This window comes from Streptomyces sp. enrichment culture (genome assembly GCF_964272855.1).
In the GTDB taxonomy this organism is placed as follows: Bacteria; Actinomycetota; Actinomycetes; order Streptomycetales; family Streptomycetaceae; genus Streptomyces.
Window position 1 is genome coordinate 3290294 of sequence record NZ_OZ186847.1, and the last position, 21836, is coordinate 3312129.

Genomic DNA, 21836 nt, shown 5'->3' on the forward strand with positions numbered 1-21836 from the left:
GGGGGCGTCGTCATGCCACCGTCGTCATGCCGCCGAGGAAACGATCAGTCGATGACCCGGTACCCCGCCGCGCGCAGCGCCTCACCGACCTCGACGCAGTGGGCCGGCCCCTTCGTCTCCAGGTGCAGCTCCACCTCCGCCTCGGTGAGCCCGAGCCGCGGATCGGTCCGTACGTGGCTCACGTCGAGGACGTTGGCGTCGACCACCGACAGCACCCCGAGCAGGGTCGCGAGGGCGCCCGGCCGGTCCGTCAGGCGCAGCCGGACCGCCAGATAGCGGCCCTGCGCCGCCATGCCGTGCCGCAGCACCCGCTGCATCAGCACCGGGTCCACGTTGCCGCCGGACAGCACCGCCACCACCGGCCCGTCGAAGGCACCGGGATCGCCGAGCAGCGCGGCGACCGGGCTCGCGCCGGCCGGCTCCACCACCAGCTTGGCCCGCTCCAGGCACAGCAGCAGCGCGGCGGACAGCTCGTCCTCGGTGACCGTGCGGACCTCGTCGACCAGCGCGCCGACGATGCCGAACGGCACGTCGCCGGGCCGTCCGACCCTGATGCCGTCGGCCATCGTCACCGGGTTCTCGATCGACACCGGGCGCCCGGCCGCCAGCGACGGCGGGTAGGCGGCCGCGCCCGCCGCCTGCACCCCGACGATCCGCACGTCCGGCCGCAGCGCCTTCACCGCGATCGCGATGCCCGCCGCGAGCCCGCCGCCGCCGATCCCGACGACGACCGTGCGCACCTCCGGGCACTGTTCGAGGATCTCCAGGCCGACCGTGCCCTGCCCGGCGATGACGTCGGGGTGGTCGAAGGGGTGGATGAACACCGCGCCGGTCCCGGCCGCGTACTCCTGCGCGGCTGCCAGTGTCTCGTCGACCACCTGGCCGTGCAGGCGCACGTCGGCGCCGTACTCGCGGGTGGCACTGATCTTCGGCAGCGGGGCGCCCTTCGGCATGAACACCGTCGAGCGCACCCCGAGCAGCGAGGAGGCCAGGGCCACGCCCTGCGCGTGGTTGCCCGCGCTGGCCGCGACCACCCCGGCGGCCCGCTCCTCGGGCAGCAGCCCGGCGATCCGCACGTACGCGCCGCGCAGCTTGAACGAGCCCGTCCGCTGGAGGTTCTCGCACTTGAGGTGCACCGCCGACCCCACCAGCCGGCTCAGGTGCCGGCTGCCCTCCATGGCCGTCACCCGCGCGATCCCCGAGAGCATCTTCTGGGCGCCGCGCACGTCGTCGAGGGTGACGGTCCGAAAGGAGTCAGCGGTGCGGTAGCTCATGACTCAAGCATCGCAGTTCACGGGCGGGAAGCTCGGGTGTGACCAACCACCGAGACCGGATTCCGCAGCGCCGGTACGGCCCGCCTCCGGGCCGCGTACCCTGTCCCCCAACCCAGCAGCCCTCATGAAGTGAGCCCCCGGCCATGCCCACAACACCTGAAATGTCGATGGACATGACGACCGTCGGTGACACCGGCCTTCTCGACACCCTCCAGCACGAGGTGGCGGTGTTCGCCCGGCGTGCCGAACAGACCAGGCTCGGCGGTGTCGGGCAGGTGCGCAACTCCATGGACCGTGCCGCGTACCTGCTGCTCAACCGGCTCGACAAGGAGGGCCCGATGGGCGTCAAGGCGCTCGCCTCCAGCATGGGCATCGACTCCTCGACGGTCACCCGGCAGGTCGCCCCGCTCGTCGACACCGGTCTCGTCAAGCGGACCTCGCATCCCGAGGACGGGCGGGCGGTGGTGCTCCAGCTGTCCCCGCGCGGGCTGTCGCGGCTGGAGGAAGTGCGCTCCTCGCGGCGTCAGTTGATGGCCGAGCTGACACACGACTGGGCACCGGAGGAGCGCGAGGCGTTCTGCACGCTCCTCACCCGCTTCAATGTCGCGCTCTCCGCGCGGATGGCGCCGCAGGGGGTACCGGCGGCGGAGCGTCCGACGCCGTCCTGACGCCCGCGTTCCGGGCCGTGCACGGCTCTTGACCGAAACACCACCCCTGGCCTCATATGAGACCGGGTCCCCTCGCGCCCGGGGCCGTCCGCCGGGTTCGCCTCCCGCGCGCCGGGACCCGTGTCCTCAGGTCGCCCTCAGGGGGGAGGCGCGGTGCGACGACGGCAGGAGTCCCAGGACGACCGCCGCGCCCGGGAGTTCGAGGCGTTCGTCGCAGGCGCGGCCGGACGGCTGCTGCACACCGCCACCCTGCTCACGGCGGAGACGCCGTACGACAATCCGCGTGCCCGGCGTCTGCTGACGCTGGCGCTCGCGCACACCTACGCGTGCTGGGACCGGCTGCGCGGCGAGGACCCGTACGACAGGGCCCGCCAGTACCTGGCCACCCGCTTCACGCGTGGGGCGTGGCACCACTACGGGGGTGTGCTCGTCCGGTTCCGGCCGGGCCCCGACGCCACGCTGACCGGGCTCTCCCCGCAGGAGCGGCTGATCATCGTGCTGCGGCTCTACGAAGGGGTCGCCGAGGAGCAGACCGCCGCTCTGCTGGGCCTGCCCGAGGACCGCGTGCGCACCGTCTGCGACCGCGCCACGGCGACCCTGCTGCACCCGCCCCGCACCCCGGCGCCGGCGGTGGGGCGCGCGAAGGCGGCGCCGTCGTGAGGAGGCCCAGGTGAACCGGCCCGAGCGGGAGGCCGCGGTACGGCGGATCATGGAGCGGGCGGCGCCCGCGGTGCCGCCGGAGCTGTACGCGGACGTGGTGCGGCGGGGCGGCCGCATGCTGCGCCGCCGGGTGCTCGCCCGCCGGGTGGGCTGGCTGCTGCTGCTCGCGGCGGGCGTGGCGTTCACCGTGTGGGCGCTGACGGCCCGCCCGTGGGTGGAGCCGCCGTCGACGACGACTCCACCGCTCACGGGCTGGTGAGACGCGTCGGCTAGCCGAGCGCCTGCTGGAGGTCTTCCAGCAGGTCCTCGACGTTCTCGATGCCCACGGAGAGGCGGACCAGGTCCCCCGGCACCTCCAGCGCCGAGCCGGCCGCGGAGGCGTGCGTCATCCGCCCGGGGTGCTCGATCAGCGACTCGACGCCGCCCAGGGACTCGCCGAGCGTGAACACCTTGGCGCGGTTGCAGACCTCGACGGCCGCCTGCTCGCCGCCCTCGACCCGGAAGGAGACCATGCCGCCGAACGCCCGCATCTGCTTGGCGGCGACCTCGTGACCGGGGTGCTCGGGCAGCCCCGGGTACAGCACGCTGGTCACGCGCGCGTGCCGGGTGAGCATGTCGGCGATCTTCGTGGCGTTCTCGCTGTGCCGGTCCATGCGCACCGACAGCGTCTTGGTGCCGCGCAGCACCAGCCAGGAGTCGAAGGGCCCGGCGACCGCGCCCATCGCGTTCTGGTGGAAGGCCAGCTCCTCGCCCAGCGCCTCGTCGGCGGTGATCAGGGCGCCGCCGACGACGTCCGAGTGGCCGCCCATGTACTTGGTCAGCGAGTGCACGACGACGTCCGCGCCGAGCGCCAGCGGCTGCTGGAGGTACGGCGTGGCGAAGGTGTTGTCGACGACGAGCCTGGCGCCGGCGTCCCGGGCGACCTGGGCGACGGCGGCGATGTCGGTGATGCCGAGCAGCGGGTTGGACGGCGTCTCGACCCACACGACCTTGGTCTTCGGGGTGATCGCGGCCCGCACCGCGGCCGGGTCGCCGGTGTCGGCGACCGACCACTCCACGCCCCAGCGGGCGACGACCTTGGCGAACAGGCGGAACGTGCCGCCGTACGCGTCGTTCGGGATGACCACGTGGTCGCCGGGGTCGAGCAGCGTGCGCAACAGGCAGTCCTCGGCCGCCAGTCCGGACGCGAACGCGAGGCCGCGGCGGCCGCCCTCCAGGGCGGCGAGGTTCTCCTCCAGGGCGGTCCTGGTCGGGTTGGCGCTGCGGCTGTACTCGTAGCCGCCGCGCAGCCCGCCGACGCCGTCCTGCTTGTAGGTCGACACCTGGTAGATGGGCGGGACGACCGCGCCGGTCAGGGGGTCGGCGGTGTTGCCCGCGTGGATCGCGAGCGTCTCGAAGTGCTGACTGATGTGCCTGTCGCTCATGAGCACCGAGCGTAGTGCGCGAACGGGGAAGATGACGGACGGCGAAGTTTTCCACAGGTCATCGACCGGGTTGGCCAATTGTCACAGGCGTCTGGAACGCTGGAGGCATGGAGATTCTCTGGGTCCTGATGGCTCTGCTCATGCTGAGCCTGGTGCTGCTCCCCTTCATGAGGCGCCGGCGCGGCATGATCGAGCAGGTTCCGCCCGGCCACCCGGACGCCGCGGACCCGGCGAACTACGGTTTCGTGCGCCAGGAGGAGCTGGACGTCCGGATGCCCGGCCCCGACCAGGACCTGCTGGACGTCCTGGACCTGGTGCAGCGCACGCAGGACTACCGCGCGGCGGCCCAGCTGCTGGCCGGCACCGAGGCGGAGGGCGAGCTGCGCTGGCAGCGCGTGCAGGCCTTCGCGGGTGCCGCCTCCCTGGAGCTCCAGCAGCGGCCCGGGAACGCCGGCGAGACGCCCGGCGGGCAGTGGCTGCGGGTGTGGCGCGCCGAGCAGCCCAAGGACGCGGGCGGCGCGGCGGTGCACGCCGAGTTCCTGGTGCAGCAGGCGTGGCGGACGGCGACCCCGGGCACGGACGAGTTCCGGATCATCATGGAGGAGGCGAAGGCGGCGTGCGCGGACGCGGCGCTGCTGGCCCCCGGCGACCCGGTCCCGTACATCGTCGAGCTCTCGGTGGCCCGCGGTCTCGCCTACTCCCGCGAGGAGTTCGAGCAGCTGTGGCTGAGGATCCTGGACCGGACGCCGAACCACATGGGCGCGCATCTGGCCGCGCTGCACTTCTGGTGCGAGAAGTGGCACGGCTCGAAGGAGCTGGCGACCTCGTTCGCGGAGGCCGCGGCGGCCCGCGCGCCGCAGGGCTCGCTGCTGGCGGCGATGCCGCTGTTCTCGGTGTTCGAGCACCTGCCCGAGGTGAACCTGGTCAGCGGCTTCTACCAGAGCGAGGTCGTGACGAAGGCGATCCACGGCGCGCTGCACGCGGTCCACTCGGCCCGCGCCGACGACCCGATGCTGGCACACGTGCGCCATCTGCTGATCTTCTTCCTGGTGCGGGCGGAGCGCTGGGCGGAGGCCATGAACGAGCTGGTGCACGTCGACGGCCATGTCGGCGCCCTGCCCTGGACGCTCTCGCCGGACCCGGCGGCGGAGTTCGCGGTCTACCGCGCGCTGGCGGTCGCGGGCTACGAGGCGAACGGCGGCAGCCCGGCGACCCTCCCGCACTGATCCCCGGCCGCCCGGGCGGCCCCGGCGGCCTCAGCGGCCTCAGGAATATGACGTTGCCGCGCTGACGTGCGGTCAGGCATACTCCGCATCCCCCCACACAGTTTCGTCATGTCCATTTCCAGGAACTCCGTGGGGGGTTCGTCCCACTATGGGCGCAACTCTGCGCGCGCTGCGCGCCCTCGTCCTGCTCGCCGGCTTCTATCTCCTCGGCTTCGTCATGCTCGGCGCGCTGGTCGCCGTCGACTGGGCGTTCGCCCAGGCCGGGGTCGGCAGCATCACCGCCAAGATCTGGTTCGTCAGCGCGCTCGTCGCGATCCCCATCGTGCAGGGCATGTTCGCGCTGCGCACCCCCAAGGACGAGCCGGTCCCCGGCCTGCCGGTGACCCCCGAGCAGGAGCCCGCCCTGTGGGCCGCCGTACGCGAGCTCGCCGAGCAGACCAGCACCCGCGCACCCGACGAGATCGTCCTCACCGGCGACGTCAACGCGGCCGTCACCGAGGACACCCGCCTCCTCGGCCTGCTGCCCGGCCGCCGCCGCATGTACATCGGCCTGCCGCTGATGACCGGCCTGAGCGAACCCCAGCTGCGCTCCGTCATCGCCCACGAGTTCGGGCACTACACCCACCACGACACCCGCCTCGTCGCGATCACCCTGCGCGGCCGCCTCCAGGTCATGCGCACCGTCGCCAACCTGCACGAGCGCTCCCAGGCGAAGGCCGCCAAGGAGCAGGCCCGCCAGGAGAAGAAGAACGCCAAGCGGCTCGCCCGCGGCAAGAAGGCCGGCGAGGTCGACACCCGGGGCGCCGGCATGAGCTACCGCCTCGCCGCCAAGCCCTTCCTCTGGTACGGCCGCTTCTACCTGCGCGCCTCCCAGGAAGTGGGCCGCCGCCAGGAACTCGCCGCCGACCTGGCCGCCGCCCGCATCGCCGGCCGCGACGCCACCGCCTCCGCGCTGCGCGAGATCCCCGTCCTCGACTCCGCCCACGACTTCTACATGCAGTCCTACGCCACCCTCGGCACCGCTGCCGGACTGCTGCCGCCGCCCGGCGAGGTCTTCGGCGGCCTGCGCCGGCTGCTCGCCGAGCGCGCCACCGAACTCGACGAGCTGCGCGCCTCCCCGCCCCCGCAGGAGCAGTCGCCGTACGACTCCCACCCGCCGATCGCCGAGCGGGTCGCCCTGATCGAGCAGCTCCCCGACGACGGCCGCGCCCTGACCGGCGCCCGCCCCGCGCTCGCCCTGCTCGCCGACCCGGACCGCGCCTTCACCGAGCTGGAGCGGGTCGCCCTCACCCCGGAGGCACTGCGGCTGGCCCGCGCAGCCGACTGGGCGCAGCTCGTCCACCGGTCGATGCTCTGGCAGGCCGAGCAGGACGCCGAACCGCTGCGCCGGGCCGTCGCCCAGACACACGGCGGCGACGGCTCCCCGTCCGCCGTCCTCGACGCGGCCGACGCGGGCGGGCTGTGGCAGCTCGCCGATCTGCTGCCCAGGTCGCCGGAGGCCGAGGCCGCCACCGGCCGCGCCGCCCGCGAGTTCGCCCGGCCCCAGCTGCGTGCCCGCCTCGCCCGGCTCGTCCTCGTCGAACTCGCCCGCCAGGGCCGGGCGCACTGGGAGCTGTCCTGGAGCGACGCGGCCCGGCTGCGGCTGCCGGACGGCCACGAGGAGTGGCTGAAGCAGGCGCTGGACGCGGCGGTGGCGGACGTACCGGAGACCGGCGAGCTGCGCAGGCTGCTCGCGCCGACGCACTGACAGGTCCACCCCTCTCCTCCCCCAAGGACACAACGCACCCATGCACATAGTCATCCCGCTCGCCGTCCTCCTGATCGTGCTCGTCGTCTGGTTCCGCAAGCACACGAAGGGTCCGGGCGGCGTACGCACCGGGGACCTGCCGAAGGCCGCCGCCAAGCTGGGCTTCCTGCCCGGCGACCAGCTCGACACCGACCATGATCGCGCCCCCGACCCCGAGGTCACCGCCGCGCGGGAGGCCGTCCGGGCCGGGAACTGGCAGGCGGGCGCCGAGTTCCTGGCGGCGGCCGGACAGGACTGGCAGGAGCGGGACCGGCGCTCCAGCGTGCTGGCGCGGGAGGCCGTCAAGGACGACGCCTGGCTGCTGGCGTGGCGTACCGCGCGGCCCGAGGACCCCGCCGCGGCCCTGGTGCACGCCGAGTCCCTGATCGACCTGGCGTGGGAGATCCGCGGCGCAGCGCGGGCGAAGTACACCACCGACGAGCAGTTCGCGGGCTTCCACCGCGTGCTGCGGCAGGCGCAGGAGGCGTGCGCGCACGCGCAGTCGCTGGCGGGCGACGACCCGTGCCCGTTCATCGTGGAACTGCCGCTGGCGATGGGCCTGGGCTATCCGCACGACCGCTTCGAGAAGATCTGGGCGGAGATCGAGGAGCGCGACCCGCACCACCTGGCCGCGCACTCCGCCGCGCTGCAGTACTGGTGCGCCAAGTGGCGCGGCTCGCACGAACTGGCGGAGGCGTTCGCCCGGGCGGCGGCCGAGAAGGGCCGGCCGGGGCAGCTGCTGAGCGTGCTGCCGCTGGAGGCGTACTACGAGTACGAGATCGCGCACGACGACCTCAACCGGGACGAGTTCTACAAGCGCCCCGAGGTCGTCGCCGCGGTCGACGCGGCCCTGGTCGACGTGGCGGCGGCCGCCGCCGCGAACCCCGGCGACTGGCGGATCCCGCACGTCCGCCACCTCCTCGCCAGCCTGCTGTTCTGGCAGGACCGCCACGAGGCGGCGGTGGAGCAGTTCCGGCTGGTCGACGGGTACATCGACGCCGTGCCGTGGTCGTACCGGGGCGGCCGGGAGGCGATGATCAAGGCCTACACCGGGGAGCGGGACTACAGCGCGGCGCAGGTGCTGAAGGCGCGCGGCGGAATCTGAGGACGCGGCCGTACGTTGACGCAGGCACCGCCCGGCACCAGGAGGAACCCATGCTCTTCGGACGTACGCCCGTCCTGCCCACCCCCGAGCAGGCGCTGCGGGGCCGCCCGGAGCCGGTCTTCACCGTCCCCGAGCGTCACACGGTCCTCGGCACCCCGCTCCTCGGCCCCTACCCCGAGGGCCTGGAGACCGCCGACTTCGGCCTGGGCTGCTTCTGGGGCGCCGAGCGCAAGTTCTGGCAGCTCCCGGCGGGCGTGTACACCACCCTGGTCGGCTACCAGGGCGGCTACACCGAGCACCCCACCTACGAGGAGGTCTGCTCGGGCCTGACCGGCCACACGGAGGTCGTGCGGGTCGTCTTCGACCCGGCGGTGATCTCCTACGACCGCCTCCTGAAGACGTTCTGGGAGGCCCACGACCCGACCCAGGGCTTCCGCCAGGGCAACGACGTCGGCACCCAGTACCGCTCGGCGATCTACACCCACACCCCCGAACAGGCGGCCACGGCCGAGGCCTCCCGGAAGTCCTACCAGCAGGTGCTGACCGACTCCGGCTACGGCGAGATCACCACGGAGATCCTGCCGGCGCAGGGCCGCACGTTCTATCCGGCCGAGGACTATCACCAGCAGTACCTCGACAAGAACCCGGCGGGCTACTGCGGCATCGGCGGCACGGGCGTCTCCTGCCCGATCGGCGTCGCCGGGGCCGAAGGGTGACGACGGGGGTGGACCCGGCGCTGCTCGCAGCGCTGTGGCGGGCTCGACGGCCGTCGGGTCCGCCCGTCGGACACACGTTCCGCAGCACGTACGCGGATGTCTGGGTGCGCTTCCACAGCCTGCCCGGATCGAAGCGCTACCCGGAGTCCGAGGACGAGTACGCGGTCGTCCTGGAGCGGTACAACACGGTCCTCGACGGGCTGTTCGCCGGCACGGACGTGTTCGTCGTGACCATGGACTGGTCGTACACCCCGACCGGTCCCGCCGGGTATCCGACACCGCGCCGGGAGCTCCACCCCGAGGGTGTCCTCTGGTGGACCGAACCGGATCTGGACGATCCCGATCCGGACTTCCACACCTATACGCGTCTCTACGCCGACCGGCGGCCCTGGCGGTCCGGCTGCGTCGACAGCCTGCTGCGCGCCGTCGCCGACGAGGCGGTCGTCGAGGTGTTCGTCACCGACACGGAGCTCCGTCGCATCCACCACCCCTACGACGGCGGCGCGGACGTCGTCCTCGCCACGCCTGCCGAACGGGACCGGCTTCGCGACCGTCACGCGGCGTGGCTCCCCGCCCGCACCCGGCCGGCCTTCGACATCAGGCCCCCGGCGAGCCGATCAGGGCGTCCAGCGCCCGGTCCAGGGCTGTGAGCAGGTCCTCCCGCTCCCGCTCGGACGACGTGTAGAGCATCCGCAGCGCCAGGCCGTCGGACAGGGCGATCACCGCATCGGCGACGGCCCCCGTGTTCTCTCCGTGCCCGGCCGACTCCAGCCAGGTCACCAGGGCCTGCCGGACGTCCTGGTCGACCTGGCGCCGGATCGCGGCGAGGCGGGGGTGGTGGGCCGCGTGGACGGCGAAGGCCAGCTGGGCGGTGGCGTCGGCGCGGCGCTCGGCGTCCAGGGGCAGTGTGGTGAGGATCAGGTCGCGCAGCGCCTGGCGTGCCGGCAGCGTGGTGTCGACCTGGGCCATCCGCCGCTCGACGCGCTCGCCGGCCAGTTCGGCGGCGAAGGCGAGCATCTCCTCCTTGGTGCTGAAGTACTTCTGCACGGCGCCGGCGGAGCGGCCGCTGGCGGCGGCCACGGTGCGCACGCTGACCTCGTCGAGGCCGCGCTCGGCGGCCAGTTCGAGCAGGGCGGTGCCGATCTGCCGGCGCTGCTCCTCCCGGTCGACGGTTTTGGGCATCGCGTGCTCCTCACCCTTTTGAGATACAGTCGTATTCTAAAAGTCGTTGCCGACGGCCTGCCGTGCCGTACGGAAAGGGGACAGCGATGGAAGACCAGCGCGATCCTGCCACGCCCGCCGTGCGGGTCTCGGACCGCGACCGGGACCAGGTGCTCGGCGTGCTCACGAGGGCGCTGACGGAGGGGCGGCTCGCCCCCGAGGAGCACGCGCACCGCGCGGCCGGCGCGCTTCGGGCGCGTACGGCCGGCGAACTGGCCGTACTGACCGCCGACTTGCCCGCGCCGGCGCCCACGCGCGCGGAACAGGACCGCAAGGACCTCATGGAGTGGCTGGCCGAGTGGCGGTACTGGCTCGGCGGGGCGGTGATCATGTCCGGGATATGGGGCGTGCGCTGTGCGCAGCGGGGGGAGCTGACGTACTACTGGCCACTCGCGCCGCTGGGCGTGTGGGCGGCCATGCTGGTCGCGGTCGCGATCTGGCCGCGCGGCGGGGACGAAGCCTAGAAACGCAGGCGGCGGCCCGCACCACAGCTGGTGCGGGCCGCCGGCCCCGGGTCGTGTGCGCCGGGACGGTCAGATGGTCGCCGTGTCGATCACGAAGCGGTAGCGGACGTCGCTGGCGAGCACCCGCTCGTACGCCTCGTTGATCTGCTCCGCGCGGATCAGCTCGATCTCCGCGCCGATGCCGTGCTCGGCGCAGAAGTCCAGCATCTCCTGGGTCTCGGCGATGCCGCCGATCATGGAGCCGGCGAGGGACTTGCCGCCGCCGATCACGGAGAACAGGTTGAGGGAGACCGGCTCCTCCGGGGCGCCCACGTTCGCCAGGGTGCCCTGCGTCTTGAGCAGCGACAGGTAGGCGCCGAAGTCCAGCGGGGCCGAGACCGTCGAGATGATCAGGTCGAAGGTGCCGGCGAGCTCCTCGAAGGTCTTCGGGTCGCTGGTGGCGTAGTAGTGGTCGGCGCCGAGCTTCAGGCCGTCCTCCTGCTTGCGCAGGGACTGCGACAGCACGGTCACCTCCGCGCCGAGCGCGTGGGCGATCTTCACGCCCATGTGGCCGAGGCCGCCGAGGCCGACGACGGCGACCTTCTTGCCGGGGCCGGCGTTCCAGCGCTTGAGCGGCGAGTAGAGGGTGATGCCGGCGCACAGCAGCGGCGCGGCCTCGTCGAGCGCCAGCCCGTCGGGGATGCGGACGGCGTAGTTCTCGTCGACGACCAGCTTCTCGGAGTAGCCGCCGTAGGTGGGCAGGCCGTCCTTGCCGATGCCGTTGTAGGTGGGCACGTTGCCCTTGACGCAGTACTGCTCCTGGCCGGCCTCGCAGTTCTCGCACTCGCGGCAGGAATCGACCATGCAGCCGACGCCCACGCGGTCGCCGACGGCGTAGCGGGTGACGCCGGGGCCGACCTCGGTGACGATGCCGGCGATCTCGTGGCCGGGGACCATCGGGAAGATGGCCTCGCCCCAGCCTTCGCGGGCCTGGTGGATGTCGGAGTGACAGATTCCGGCGAACTTGATGTCGATCAGGATGTCGAACTCGCCGAGCTCCCGCCGCTCGATGGTGGTGCGCTCCAGCGGAGCCTTGGCGGAGGGGGCGGCGTATGCGGCGACAGTGGTCATGCCGAGGGGTCTCCTAGCGGGGGTCGCGTACCCGGCTGCCTTCCGTCCGGGTACGTGCTCCAGCCTCGCCGAGTGCGCGGCATCCACCCAGACCACGCCTTTGCGTACGTTCGCCGTGCGTACCACTGGCGGGGTCAGGCTCAGGTGCGTACGACCAGGAATACTGGACGTATGGATGGAAAGCTCGACGCGGTACCGGAGCCGGCGGCGGACCACGGGACCGGTCTGGACCGGCGGGCGGAGCTCAGCGAGTTCCTGCGCACCCGGCGGGCCCGGCTGAAGCCGGAGGACGTGGGCCTGCCCGACTACGGACGGCATCGCAGGGTGCCGGGGCTGCGGCGCGAGGAGCTGGCGCAGCTCGCCGGGGTCTCGGTGGCGTACTACACCCGGCTGGAACAGGGCAACGGCCGGAACGTCTCGGCGGAGGTCCTGGACGCGATCGCCCGCGCGCTGCGGCTGAACCAGGCCGAGCACGCGCACCTGACGCATCTGGCGAAGCCGACGCAGCACAAGAAGAAGCCGGTGGCGCGCAGCCAGCCGGTGCGGGTGGCGCTGCGGCAGCTGCTGGACACGATGGACGGCATCCCGGCGTACGTCGTGGGGCGGCGCTCGGACGTCCTGGCGTGGAACCGGATGGCGGCGGCCCTGTTCGGCGACTGGGGGGAGCTGCCGGAGCGGGAGCGGAACTGGGCGCGGATGGTGTTCCTGAAGCCGGAGTACCGGGAGCTGTTCCCGCAGTGGGAGCAGAAGGCGTCGGACGTGGTGAGTTTCCTGCGCATGGACGCGGGCTGCCACCCCGACGATCCGCGGCTGTCGGCGCTGGTCGGTGAGCTGTCCGTGAAGAGCGAGGACTTCCGGCGGCTGTGGGCGCGGCACGACGTCAAGGAGAAGACGTACGGCGTGAAGCGGCTGCGGCATCCGCTGGTGGGCGAGCTGACGCTGTCGTTCGAGACGTTCCGCCTGGTCGACGACGTGGAGCAGTCCCTGATCACGTACCACGCGGAGCCGGGGTCCGCGTCGGCCGACGCGCTGCGGCTGCTGGCGAGCTGGGGCGTGGACGCGAAGACCTCGGCGCCGTCGGTCTGACGACGGCGCCGAGGCCTCACCGGATCACGCGTGTGTCAGGCGTGGGTCACTTGCCGTAGTACGCGTTGTAGATCGAGATCGTGGACTTGTTGCCCTTCTTGTCCGTGATCTTGGCGTGGAAGGAGATGGCCTTCCCCTTCGCCGGGTTCTTGACGGTGATCTTGCCGTCCTTGACGGTGAGCTTCCTCCAGGTCTGGCCGTAGTCGTACGACGCGTAGACGTACAGCGACTTCAGGTTGCCCTTGGCCGCGCCCTCGACGGTGACCGGGAAGGTGACCGACTTGCCGGCGGTGACCTTGCCGTCCGGGCCGACGGAGGCGTTGAAGCGGGCCGTGGAGACCGGCAGCTTGGTCAGGTCGGCGGGCTTCTTGGAGCGGAAGCTGAAGCTCGCGTCGATCCTGGTGGAGGCGGCGGCGACCTTGGTGGTCCGCTTGACCGAGGTGGTCAGCTTGTACGCGGCGTCACCGGACGGGACCTTGAACGTCTTCTCGCCGAACAGCGGGTCGTCGTTCGTGCCGACCTTGGTGCCGTTGCGGTAGAGGGTGGTGTTCACCGAGGTGAACAGCGACGAGCCGGGGTTCTTCCGGGAGTCGGCGAACAGCGGCAGGTAGCCGTAGATCTCGTTGCCGTCCCGGTAGACGCCGAACTCGCTGTTCAGGGTCGGGCCGAAGACGGCCTTGTTGACGGTCCTGGTGTAGCTCTCGCCGCCCTTGAAGACCTGCCCGGAGCCGAGGCTGTAGAAGGCCTCGGAGACCGGCCAGCCCTCTTCGTCCACGCCGCCCTGCTGCTCGAATTCCAGGTCCCACTTGACGCCGCCCTGCGTGGACAGGTGGAGCGTGCGGGTGCCGGGGAGCTGCTGCGGGACGGCGATGGACGTGGCGCCGAAGCTGCCCGGCAGCCAGCCGACCGCGGAGAGCGCGCCCTTCTTGCCGGGGGTCGCGGCGCCCATGGCGACCTTGACCTTGGCGAGGTCCGAGGCCTTGTAGTGCTTGGTGTAGCCGGTGGCGAGCTGCTTCACCTTGGAGCCGACGACGGTGTCGTACTGCTCACCGGCGCCCTTGGTCCAGTGTCCGGCCCACTGCTGGGAGAGCGTGCCGTCGGTGATCTGCGGGCCGAGGTGGGCGGTGCGGAAGTTGGCGTACGAGTCCATCCACCAGCCGTACGAGTACGAGCTGTCGCCGGACTCGACGGTGAAGTCGGGCGACGCGAACTCGGACTTGGCGGCCGCGTCGGGCACCGTGATGTCCACCGGCTTGGCCTTGCGGGCGTCCAGCGTGATCGTCGTGTTCTTGGTGACGTTCAGCTTGGGCTGGACGAGCCAGTCGGCGCCCTCGTACTTCTCGGGGTCGTCGCTGACGAGCACGCTGGAGTTGAGCACGTAGCTGCCCTTGGGCACGCGGGTGGTGACGGTGCCGTCCGGGTCGTACGGCGTGTACCACTTGCCCCTGCCCAGACCGGTCATGGCGTCCAGGCTGACGTCGTAGTTCTTCGTCGCGTTGCCCGAGCGGTCCAGGACCTTCAGGGTGACGTCGTACGACTCCACCTCGCGCTGCACGGCCGCCGCGGTGCGGACCGTCTGGCCGCCGCCCGTCGCCGTGACGTACGCCGAGTAGGCGCCGTCGAGCGTGCCGCCCAGCTTGGTGTCGACGGTGAGGTCGACGGAGGCCTTGCCGCCGGCCGGGACCGTCACCTTGGTCGCGCCGAGCTTGAAGAAGCCGGCGGGCGCGGGCTGGCCCTTGGGGTTGGTGGCCTTGGCGGACAGGGCGAGGGTGACGTCCTGCGTCCCGAGGTTGCGGTAGGTCAGCTGCTTGGTGACCGGCTTGTCGTCGGTGTGCGGCCACTGCTGGATGCCGAAGCTCACCGACACCGGCTCGGCGACGACGGTCTGCTTCAGCGCCTTGTCGACCTGGACACGGCCCGAGCCCTGCTCGAACGGCGTGTACGCGCCGCCCTTGGTGGAGCCGGTCAGGGCGGCCTTGATCTCGGCGCCGGTCCAGTCCGGGTGCTGCTGCTTGAGGATCGCGGCGGCGCCCGCGACGTGCGGGGTGGCCATCGACGTGCCGGAGATGGTCAGGTAGCCCTCGGGCTTCTGGCCGACCTCCTGGTCGATGACGCTGCCGGGGGCCGCGGCGGCGGTGATGTCCACGCCGGGCGCGGTGACGTCCGGCTTGATCGCGCCGTCGCCGACGCGCGGACCGGTGCTGGAGAAGTCCGCCAGCTGGTCCTTGTCGTCGACGGCGCCGACGGTGAGCGCGGAGTCCGCGCTGCCGGGCGAACCGACCGACTCGGGACCGGCGTTGCCGGCCGCGATGGCGAACAGGATGCCCTTCTCGGCGGACAGCTTGTCGACCGCCGCCTCCAGCGGGTCGACCTCCGGGCCGTCCGGGCCGCCGAGGCTGAGGTTGACGACGTCGGCGCCCTGCTCGGCCGCCCACTCCATGCCGGCGAGGATGCCGGAGTCGTCGCCGTAGCCGGTGTCGTCGAGGACCTTGCCGTTGAGGATGTCGGCGCCGGGCGCGACGCCCTTGAGCTTGCCGCCGGACTTGGCGCCGGTGCCGGCCGCGATGGACGCGACGTGGGTGCCGTGGCCGTACTTGTCGGTGGCGTCGGCGGCCTTGGTGAAGTTCTTCGAGGCGACGACCTGGTCCTTGAGGTCGGCGTGGGTGGCGTCGACGCCGGTGTCGAGGACGGCGATCTTGACGCCCTTGCCGTCGTAGCCGGCCGCCCAGGCCTTGGGGGCGCCGATCTGCGCGACGGACTTGTCGAGGTTGACCCGGCGGACTCCGTCGAGCCAGACGTGCGCGATGCCGGAGGCGGTGCGGTCGCCGTTGGTGACCGCGTCCCACAGCTCGTGGGTGTCCTCGTACGGGGTCTGCACGGCGTCCGCGTTCAGGGACTTCAGGCTCTGCCGGAGCGTGCCCGCGTCCCGGACGTCGGACTTGGCGCCGCCCGCGGCGCCCTGGTAGCCGACGATGACCTTCAGGCCCTTCTTCTGGGCCTTGCGGGTGGCGGACTTGTTCAGCTCGGTGACGTCGAACAGCCGCCGGTCGAGCTTGCCGGTGGTGACCAGGCGGGCCGCGTCGGCGGGTATGACGAGGGTGTGCCCGTCGACCTTGCGGATCTGGACGGGTATGTGCTCGCGTCCCTTGGCAGCCTGGAGGCCGATGACGCGCCCCTTGCCGTCGACGGTGACCCGGTCGCCGGTGATCAGGGTGACGTGGTGCTGGGACTTCAGTTCGGCGCTGCTCTGGACGGATTGTGCGGGCTTCGCCGAGGCCGGGGTGGTCAGTCCCGCGGCGAGGGCCACGGCGGCCGCGGTGGCGACCGCCGTGACGCCCGCTCTCTTCACTTGTCTGCGCAAAACTCCCCCTGGAGTTGAGGTACCGGGCGAATTCCCCGTTCACCCGGCCGGGGGTGGTCCCGCACACACGCTCGTGCACCCCCCGGAACTGTGAGTATGCCGGGGGGTGATCAATGGCCTCAAGAGCGGGCTGTGTCACGAGTTCGCTATAGAAACGACCCGCGCGCCGAACCGCGCTGACGGTGCCTCAGAGGTTCGTACTCAGGTCCTCAGGAGTTGTTCTCCTTGACCGTGATGGTTCCCTTCCGGATCGTCGCCAGCCGCGGGGCCTTCTTCGCGAGTGCGGAGTCGTGGGTGACCATGATGAAAGTGAGCCCCAGCTCCTTCCACATGCGTTCCAGTACGTCCATGATCTCGTCGCGGGTCGACTCGTCGAGGTTTCCGGTGGGCTCGTCGGCGAGCAGCACCTTCGGCTGTTTCACCAGCGCCCGGGCGATCGCCACCCGCTGCTGCTGGCCGCCGGACATCTCACCGGGCAGATGCCCGAGCCGCTCCCCGAGGCCCACCGACGTCAGCGCCTCGGCGGCCCGCTCGCGCCGCTCCTTCGGCTTCACGCCGAGCGGGACGAGGGCGGTCTCCACGTTCTCCTGCGCGGTGAGCGTGGGGATGAGGTTGAAGCTCTGGAAGACGAAGCCGATGTTCTCGCTGCGCACCTTGGTGAGCCTGGCCTCGGACAACTGGGCCAGGTCGGTCCCGTCGAGGACGATCTCCCCGGAGCTGGGCCGGTCGAGGCCGCCCAGCATCTGAAGGAGCGTCGACTTGCCGCCGCCGGTGGGGCCCTGGATGACCAGCCGGTCGCCGTCGGGGATGGTCAGGTCGACCCCGGCGAGGGCGTGGACGGCTTCCTTGCCGCGGGTGTAGCGCTTGGTGACGGCCTTGAGTTCGTACATGGGTCTGCTCCTGGGAGGGGTGAGGGGGTGGGCGTGGCCGTCGGCTACTCGACGCGCCGCAGCGCGTCCGCCGGCCGCAGCCGCGACGCCCGCCAGCCGCCGAACGCGCCGGCGATCAGTCCCCCGGTCACCGCGAGGCCCACGGCGAGCGCGATGGTCGTCAGGCTCACCGGCGCGGTGAGGGCGACGTCGAGCGTGCGGGACGCGGCCTGCTGTCCGGGCCCGCCGGGCATCCGGCCGCCGCCCGGGCCGCCCATGCCGCCGCCGGTGGTCCCCCCGCCCAGCTCCGCCTGGAGTGTCGGGCTGACCGCGGTCACCGCGTACGCCCCGGCGACGCCGACAGCGATGCCGAGCACCCCGCCGACCAGGCCGTTGACGACGGCCTCGCCGACCACCTGCCGGGTCACCCGGCCGGACCGCCAGCCCAGCGCCTTCAGCGTGCCGAACTCCCGCACCCGCCGGGACACTGCGGACGAGGTGAGCAGTCCGGCCACCAGGAACGCGGCCACGAGCACGGCGATCGACAGCCACTTGCCGACCTTGCCGGCGAGGTCGGAGGCGGTGGACAGGGAGCCGGAGACGGTCTCGGCGAGGTCGGCGGAGGTGGTGACCGTCGTGCCGGAGATGTTCTTCTGGATGCCCGACTTGACGGCGTCGATCCGCTGGGAGTCGGTCGCCTTGACGTAGATGGTGGTGACCTTGTCCGCGGAGTCGGCGAGGGTCTGGGCCCGCTTCAGCGGGATGTAGAGGTTGGCGGCCGCGTCTCCGCTCTCCGGTGTGGCGATGCCCACGACCTCGAACTCGACGCCCTTGACGGTCACGGTGTCGCCGACGGCGAGCTTCTTCTCCTTGGCGTAGGAGGCATCGGCGACGGCGACCTTCGCGTCGGTCTCGGAGTCCTTGAAGGTACGGCCGCTGGTGATCTCGGAGGAGGTCAGCGGGCCGAGGGCGGGCTCGGTGACGTCGGTGCCGTAGACGGTGTAGCTGTTGACGTCGAAGTCGGCGCCGCCGCCCTGCACCCGGCCCTCCGGCTCGGCGCTGCCGCCGCCCCCGGGGCCGCCCTGGCCGCCGCTGCCGCTGCCGCTGTCCGGCTGCTGCTGGAACTGACCCCGTGTGAACTCGCCGCTCACCTTGACGACCTGGAGGCTGAGTCCGCCCACCGCGTCCGAGACGCCGTCCTGCGCGGCGACCTTCTTCACGGTGGCGCTCGACAGGGTCTGGAAGCCCTGGACCATCACCCGGTCGCTGCTCTGCTCCTCGCCGGAGTCCTCGTCCTGGGCGTCGAACCGGAACCGCGGGCGCTCGCCGTCCTGCCCCTCCTCGGCGGGCTCGGCCGCCTTGGTGACGGTCATGTCGGTGCCCAGCCCGTACAGCGACTGGAGGACCTTGTCCTGGGCCTTGCCCATGCCGGAGGACACGGAGTTGACCACGATGACCAGCGCGATGCCCAGCGCGAGTCCGGAGGCGACGACGAGGGCCGCCTTTCTGCGGCGGCGCAGTTCGCGCCTCAGGTAGGTGAAGAACATGGGCCGCAAGCTAGGGACGACGCGTGATGAAGGGATAAGGCCCGGATAAGAGAAGGATGAGAAGGCCCCGGAAAACGCGAATGCCGCCTCCCCCGAGGGGAAGCGGCATTCATCAGGCGGTCATCCGGCCGGATAGGCCCGCGTCAGACCGCGGAGCCCGCCTTCCACTGCGCCCAGTCCATGTTCCAGCCGTTGAGGCCGTTGTCCGGGGCGATGGTCTTGTCACCGGTGTTCTTCACGACGACGACGTCACCGACGATCGAGTTGTCGTAGAACCAGGCACCCGCGGTGTTCGGGTCGTTGGCGCCCTTGGTGTCGGACAGGCCGACGCAGCCGTGGCTGGTGTTGACGCTGCCGAAGATGGACTTCGCGCCCCAGTAGTTGCCGTGGATGAAGGTGCCGGACGTCGACAGACGCATGGCGTGCGGCACGTCCTTGATGTCGTACTCGCCCTTGCCGTCGTCGTCGGTGAAGCCGACCGTCGCGCCGTTCATCCGGGTCTCCTTGAACTTCTCGGAGATCACCATCTGGCCCTCGTACGTCTTGTTGTCGGGCGAGCCGGCGGAGATCGGGATGGTCTTGACGACCTTGCCGTCCTGCATGACCTTCATCTGCTTGGTCTGCGCGTCGACGACGGAGACCTGGTTGCGGCCGATGGTGAAGGAGACCGTCTTCTGCTGGACGCCGTAGACACCCTCGGCACCCTCGACGCCGTCGAGCGCCAGCTTCAGGGTGACCTTGGAGCCTTCCTTCCAGTAGTCCTCGGGACGGAAGTCGAGGCGGTTGGCGTTGAACCAGTGGCCGACGACCTCCTGGCCGCTGCTGGAGGTGACGGTGATGCCCTTCTGGACGTCCACCTTGTTGGTGATCGCCTTGTCGAAGTTGATCGAGACGGGCATGCCCACGCCGACCGTGGAGCCGTCCTCCGGAGTGAAGCTGCCTATGAAGCTGTTGTCCGGGGAGACGGTGGTGAAGGAGGCGTTCTCGTGGGCCTCACGGCCGTCGGCGTCCTTCGCGGTCACCGCGATCTTGTAGCCGGTCGCGCGCTCCAGCTGGGCGCTGGGCTTCCAGCTGGTCTTGTCCGCGGATATCTCACCGGCGACCGCGGTGCCGTCCGTGGTGGTCATCCTGACCTCGGTGAGGGTGCCCTTGCTCACGGTGACGGCCGCGGAGTTGTTGATGGAGGCGTTGGACGAGCCGTCCTTGGGCGTGATCTTGATCTGGGCCGCGGAGGTCTTCTGCGCCGCCGCCTCGTCGACCGTCGCCTGGGAGCTGTCGTTGTCCTCGCCGGACGCCTCGCCGCCGGAGCAGGCCGAGAGCACCAGCACACTGCCGAGCAGTGCGGTCGCGGCCCTCAGGCCCCTGAGCCGCCTACTGTTCGTCATCACACGCTTCTCCATCGTTACCGATTCCCCATAACCCCGAGAGTCCCCGTTAAGTGGGTTCAACGCTACGACCGGTTCGTCCCGTTCCACATTCGCCGTATGTGTGGGGCACACCACGTCGCGGCCGGACAGGCCGGCGCCGGTGTCGGTCAGTGCGCCCCTTGAGACGAGCGAACCCCGGGTGGCGGTTGCCCCCCGGGGTCACATTTTTTTCCCCGCGCGCTCAGCCGCCCGACGCCGCGCCCTCGTCCTCGTCGTCCTCGTCGTCCTCGTCGTATGCCTCGTCCTCGTCGTCATCGTCCTCGTCGAGGTCCCACTCCGGCGAATCCGGGTCGTAGTCGACCTGTTCGCTGCTCCAGGAGGCCTGCTGGAGCTCGATCCCCGGCACCTCGCCGACCAGGTCGAACGGGTCGACGAGGTAGGCCAGGGCCTCCGCGGTGTCCTCCGTCACAGCGCTCTCGGCATGTACCCGTTCACCGGCCGGCATATCCGATTCGCCGGCGACCTTGCGCAACGCGGCCTTGGTGACCGCGTCCTCGTCCATCACTTCGAGGACGAGCTCTACTCGAAGCCGGACAAAACGTGATGTCTCTGGAGTGCTCATGCCCGGAGCGTACGGCCAGGTGCTCCCGTGACTTTCCCGTGACCCGCGACTTTCACTAACATCGCCCCACACGGCCAATTCGCCAGCGCCACAAGGGGATCGATATTCCGTGTCATCCGCTCGCCGTCCGTTGCTGACCGCCACCGCCGCGGGCACCCTGCTGGGCGCCCTGTGGTTCGTCCCGTCCGCGAACGCGACCTCGGACGACTCGGCCAGAGAGCAGCCCGCGGCCACGCGGACGACGCAGGCCAGGGCGGCCTCGCTGACCACGTCCGAGAGCGGGCCCCGGCTCGCCGACACCGGCAGCTTCGACAGCACCCCGTACGTCGTCGGCGGCACGTTCTGTCTGACGCTGGGCGCCGGGTTCGTGGTGTATTCGGTGCGCAGGGAGCGTCTTGGGCTGTAAGCCCGGAAGATAATCTGGCTTGACGTGTTCTTGACTGGCCCTTCATAGTCCGCTCATGAAGAGATCATCGGGTGCGCGACTGGGCGCCACAGCTGTTGTGAGCGTGCTGTCGCTCGCCCTTGTCACGGGCTGCTCGGAGAGCGAGTCGAGCGGGGACAAGAGCCTCGGTTCGGACGAGAAGGCCCCTGCCGCCAAGGCGCTCAGCGCGGCGGAGCTGAAGAAGCTGATCATCGCCGACGGCGAGGTCGACGGGTACAAGGTCGAGCCGCTCGACAAGTCCGCGGTGATGACCAAGGACGACGTCAAGACGGACGAGAAGTGCCTGCCGCTGACCTACGTCATGAGCGGTCTGGCCCCGGGCGACGCCGCGGCGGAGACGAACACCGGCGCCGTCGAGGAGAAGAGCCCGACGGACACCGCGTCCAAGTCCCTGGAGGACCTGGCCGAGGGTGACGCCGAGGACATGATGGCCGACGCGATGAACGTCGACTACACGGTCGTCGGCCTGTCCTCCTACGACGGTGACGGCGCCGAGCAGACGATGAAGTCGGTCGCCGACGCGGTCGAGAACTGCGCGGGCGGCTTCTCCGGCACGTCGCAGGGCGAGGACCAGAAGGTCACCAAGGTGACCGAGGAGAAGTCCTCGGGCACCGGCGACGAGTCCGTGGCGTTCGTGGTGACCGGCGACATGGAGGACGGCTCGACGGGCGACGTCCACGCCGAGGTCGTGCGGCACGGCAGCACCATCGCGACGTACTACACGCTCAACCTCGGTGCGCTCATGACCGGCGACAAGTACGCCGTTCCGGCGGAGCTGGTGAAGTTCCAGGCCGGCAAGCTCAAGTAAGCACCGCCAGGCACTGCCGAAGGGCCCCGTCCGCAGAGCGGGCGGGGCCCTTCGGCGTCCGTACGGCCGGTCCCTAG

General features: G+C 71.2%; 21 protein-coding genes. 12 read left to right on the top strand and 9 right to left on the bottom strand.

All coding sequences use genetic code 11. The features are described from left to right. Positions 1-44 precede the first annotated feature (44 nt). Positions 45-1274 (bottom strand): threonine ammonia-lyase, encoded by a 1230-nt coding sequence (gene ilvA / locus ACSU6L_RS13855; RefSeq protein WP_437056807.1) that lies wholly within the window; start codon positions 1272-1274, stop codon positions 45-47. Positions 1275-1435: 161 nt separating this feature from the next. Between ilvA and ACSU6L_RS13860 the strand changes: the two genes are divergently transcribed. The 3 genes from ACSU6L_RS13860 (at position 1436) to ACSU6L_RS13870 (ending at position 2861) form a co-directional block, all read left to right on the top strand. Beyond that, a complete protein-coding gene (locus tag ACSU6L_RS13860; protein WP_198948484.1) occupies positions 1436-1942 on the top strand; it encodes a MarR family winged helix-turn-helix transcriptional regulator in 507 nt (168 codons plus the stop codon). A gap of 153 nt (positions 1943-2095) precedes the next feature. Continuing rightward, positions 2096-2602 (top strand): sigma factor-like helix-turn-helix DNA-binding protein, encoded by a 507-nt coding sequence (locus tag ACSU6L_RS13865; protein ID WP_437056808.1) that lies wholly within the window; start codon positions 2096-2098, stop codon positions 2600-2602. A gap of 10 nt (positions 2603-2612) precedes the next feature. Continuing rightward, complete coding sequence (locus tag ACSU6L_RS13870; RefSeq protein ID WP_437056810.1) at positions 2613-2861, top strand: hypothetical protein; 249 nt, start codon at positions 2613-2615, stop codon at positions 2859-2861. 10 nt (positions 2862-2871) lie between these two features. On the opposite strand, the gene ACSU6L_RS13875 is transcribed toward ACSU6L_RS13870, so the two are convergent. Beyond that, the gene (locus tag ACSU6L_RS13875; RefSeq protein WP_437056811.1) at positions 2872-4026 is read right to left on the bottom strand and encodes a cystathionine gamma-synthase; all 1155 of its coding nucleotides are present in this window, start codon (positions 4024-4026) and stop codon (positions 2872-2874) included. A gap of 107 nt (positions 4027-4133) precedes the next feature. On the opposite strand from ACSU6L_RS13875, the gene ACSU6L_RS13880 reads away from it, so the two are divergent. The 5 genes from ACSU6L_RS13880 to ACSU6L_RS13900 all read left to right on the top strand — a co-directional run bounded on the left by ACSU6L_RS13880 (position 4134) and on the right by ACSU6L_RS13900 (position 9509). Continuing rightward, positions 4134-5252 carry a hypothetical protein gene (locus ACSU6L_RS13880; RefSeq protein ID WP_365507133.1) on the top strand — a complete coding sequence of 373 codons (1119 nt, stop codon included), beginning with the start codon at positions 4134-4136 and terminating at the stop codon, positions 5250-5252. Between the two features lie 148 nt (positions 5253-5400). Continuing rightward, positions 5401-6999, top strand: coding sequence for a M48 family metallopeptidase (locus ACSU6L_RS13885; protein WP_437056814.1), 1599 nt, complete (start codon positions 5401-5403; stop codon positions 6997-6999). A gap of 40 nt (positions 7000-7039) precedes the next feature. Further along, positions 7040-8143, top strand: coding sequence for a hypothetical protein (locus tag ACSU6L_RS13890; protein WP_437056815.1), 1104 nt, complete (start codon positions 7040-7042; stop codon positions 8141-8143). 50 nt (positions 8144-8193) lie between these two features. After that, positions 8194-8859 (top strand): peptide-methionine (S)-S-oxide reductase MsrA, encoded by a 666-nt coding sequence (msrA, locus tag ACSU6L_RS13895; RefSeq protein WP_437056817.1) that lies wholly within the window; start codon positions 8194-8196, stop codon positions 8857-8859. Next, complete coding sequence (locus tag ACSU6L_RS13900) at positions 8856-9509, top strand: DUF3885 domain-containing protein (RefSeq protein ID WP_437056819.1); 654 nt, start codon at positions 8856-8858, stop codon at positions 9507-9509. The genes msrA and ACSU6L_RS13900 overlap by 4 nt, the downstream gene beginning before the upstream one ends. Here ACSU6L_RS13900 and ACSU6L_RS13905 read toward each other — a convergent pair. Beyond that, on the bottom strand, positions 9457-10041 hold the full coding sequence (locus ACSU6L_RS13905) for a TetR/AcrR family transcriptional regulator (RefSeq protein WP_437056821.1): 585 nt from the start codon (positions 10039-10041) through the stop codon (positions 9457-9459). The two genes, ACSU6L_RS13900 and ACSU6L_RS13905, sit on opposite strands and share 53 nt — an antisense overlap. 86 nt (positions 10042-10127) lie before the next feature. On the opposite strand from ACSU6L_RS13905, the gene ACSU6L_RS13910 reads away from it, so the two are divergent. Further along, on the top strand, positions 10128-10544 hold the full coding sequence (locus ACSU6L_RS13910) for a DUF1707 SHOCT-like domain-containing protein (protein WP_437056823.1): 417 nt from the start codon (positions 10128-10130) through the stop codon (positions 10542-10544). A gap of 69 nt (positions 10545-10613) precedes the next feature. Here ACSU6L_RS13910 and ACSU6L_RS13915 read toward each other — a convergent pair whose 3' ends face one another. Continuing rightward, complete coding sequence (locus ACSU6L_RS13915) at positions 10614-11654, bottom strand: NAD(P)-dependent alcohol dehydrogenase (protein WP_437056825.1); 1041 nt, start codon at positions 11652-11654, stop codon at positions 10614-10616. Between the two features lie 171 nt (positions 11655-11825). Between ACSU6L_RS13915 and ACSU6L_RS13920 the strand changes: the two genes are divergently transcribed. Continuing rightward, on the top strand, positions 11826-12740 hold the full coding sequence (locus ACSU6L_RS13920; RefSeq protein WP_437056827.1) for a helix-turn-helix domain-containing protein: 915 nt from the start codon (positions 11826-11828) through the stop codon (positions 12738-12740). A 46-nt stretch (positions 12741-12786) separates the two neighbouring features. Here the strand turns inward: ACSU6L_RS13920 and ACSU6L_RS13925 are convergent, their stop codons facing one another. From ACSU6L_RS13925 to ACSU6L_RS13945, 5 genes are all read right to left on the bottom strand, one after another. Continuing rightward, the gene (locus tag ACSU6L_RS13925; RefSeq protein WP_437056829.1) at positions 12787-16089 is read right to left on the bottom strand and encodes a S8 family peptidase; all 3303 of its coding nucleotides are present in this window, start codon (positions 16087-16089) and stop codon (positions 12787-12789) included. A 221-nt stretch (positions 16090-16310) separates the two neighbouring features. After that, entirely contained in the window at positions 16311-16991 is a 681-nt protein-coding gene (locus ACSU6L_RS13930) for an ABC transporter ATP-binding protein (protein ID WP_437056831.1), read from the bottom strand. Between the two features lie 44 nt (positions 16992-17035). Next, the gene (locus ACSU6L_RS13935; protein WP_437056833.1) at positions 17036-18517 is read right to left on the bottom strand and encodes an ABC transporter permease; all 1482 of its coding nucleotides are present in this window, start codon (positions 18515-18517) and stop codon (positions 17036-17038) included. A 143-nt stretch (positions 18518-18660) separates the two neighbouring features. Further along, positions 18661-19917 (bottom strand): Ig-like domain-containing protein, encoded by a 1257-nt coding sequence (locus tag ACSU6L_RS13940; protein WP_437056835.1) that lies wholly within the window; start codon positions 19915-19917, stop codon positions 18661-18663. A gap of 208 nt (positions 19918-20125) precedes the next feature. Continuing rightward, positions 20126-20506 (bottom strand): hypothetical protein, encoded by a 381-nt coding sequence (locus tag ACSU6L_RS13945; protein ID WP_437056837.1) that lies wholly within the window; start codon positions 20504-20506, stop codon positions 20126-20128. A 109-nt stretch (positions 20507-20615) separates the two neighbouring features. On the opposite strand from ACSU6L_RS13945, the gene ACSU6L_RS13950 reads away from it, so the two are divergent. Together ACSU6L_RS13950 and ACSU6L_RS13955 are read left to right on the top strand one after the other, a co-directional pair. Further along, positions 20616-20912: a hypothetical protein gene (locus tag ACSU6L_RS13950; protein WP_073940342.1), complete on the top strand. Its 297-nt coding sequence runs from the start codon at positions 20616-20618 to the stop codon at positions 20910-20912. Positions 20913-20967: 55 nt separating this feature from the next. After that, the gene (locus ACSU6L_RS13955; protein WP_437056839.1) at positions 20968-21759 is read left to right on the top strand and encodes a hypothetical protein; all 792 of its coding nucleotides are present in this window, start codon (positions 20968-20970) and stop codon (positions 21757-21759) included. The last annotated feature ends 77 nt before the right edge of the window (positions 21760-21836 follow it).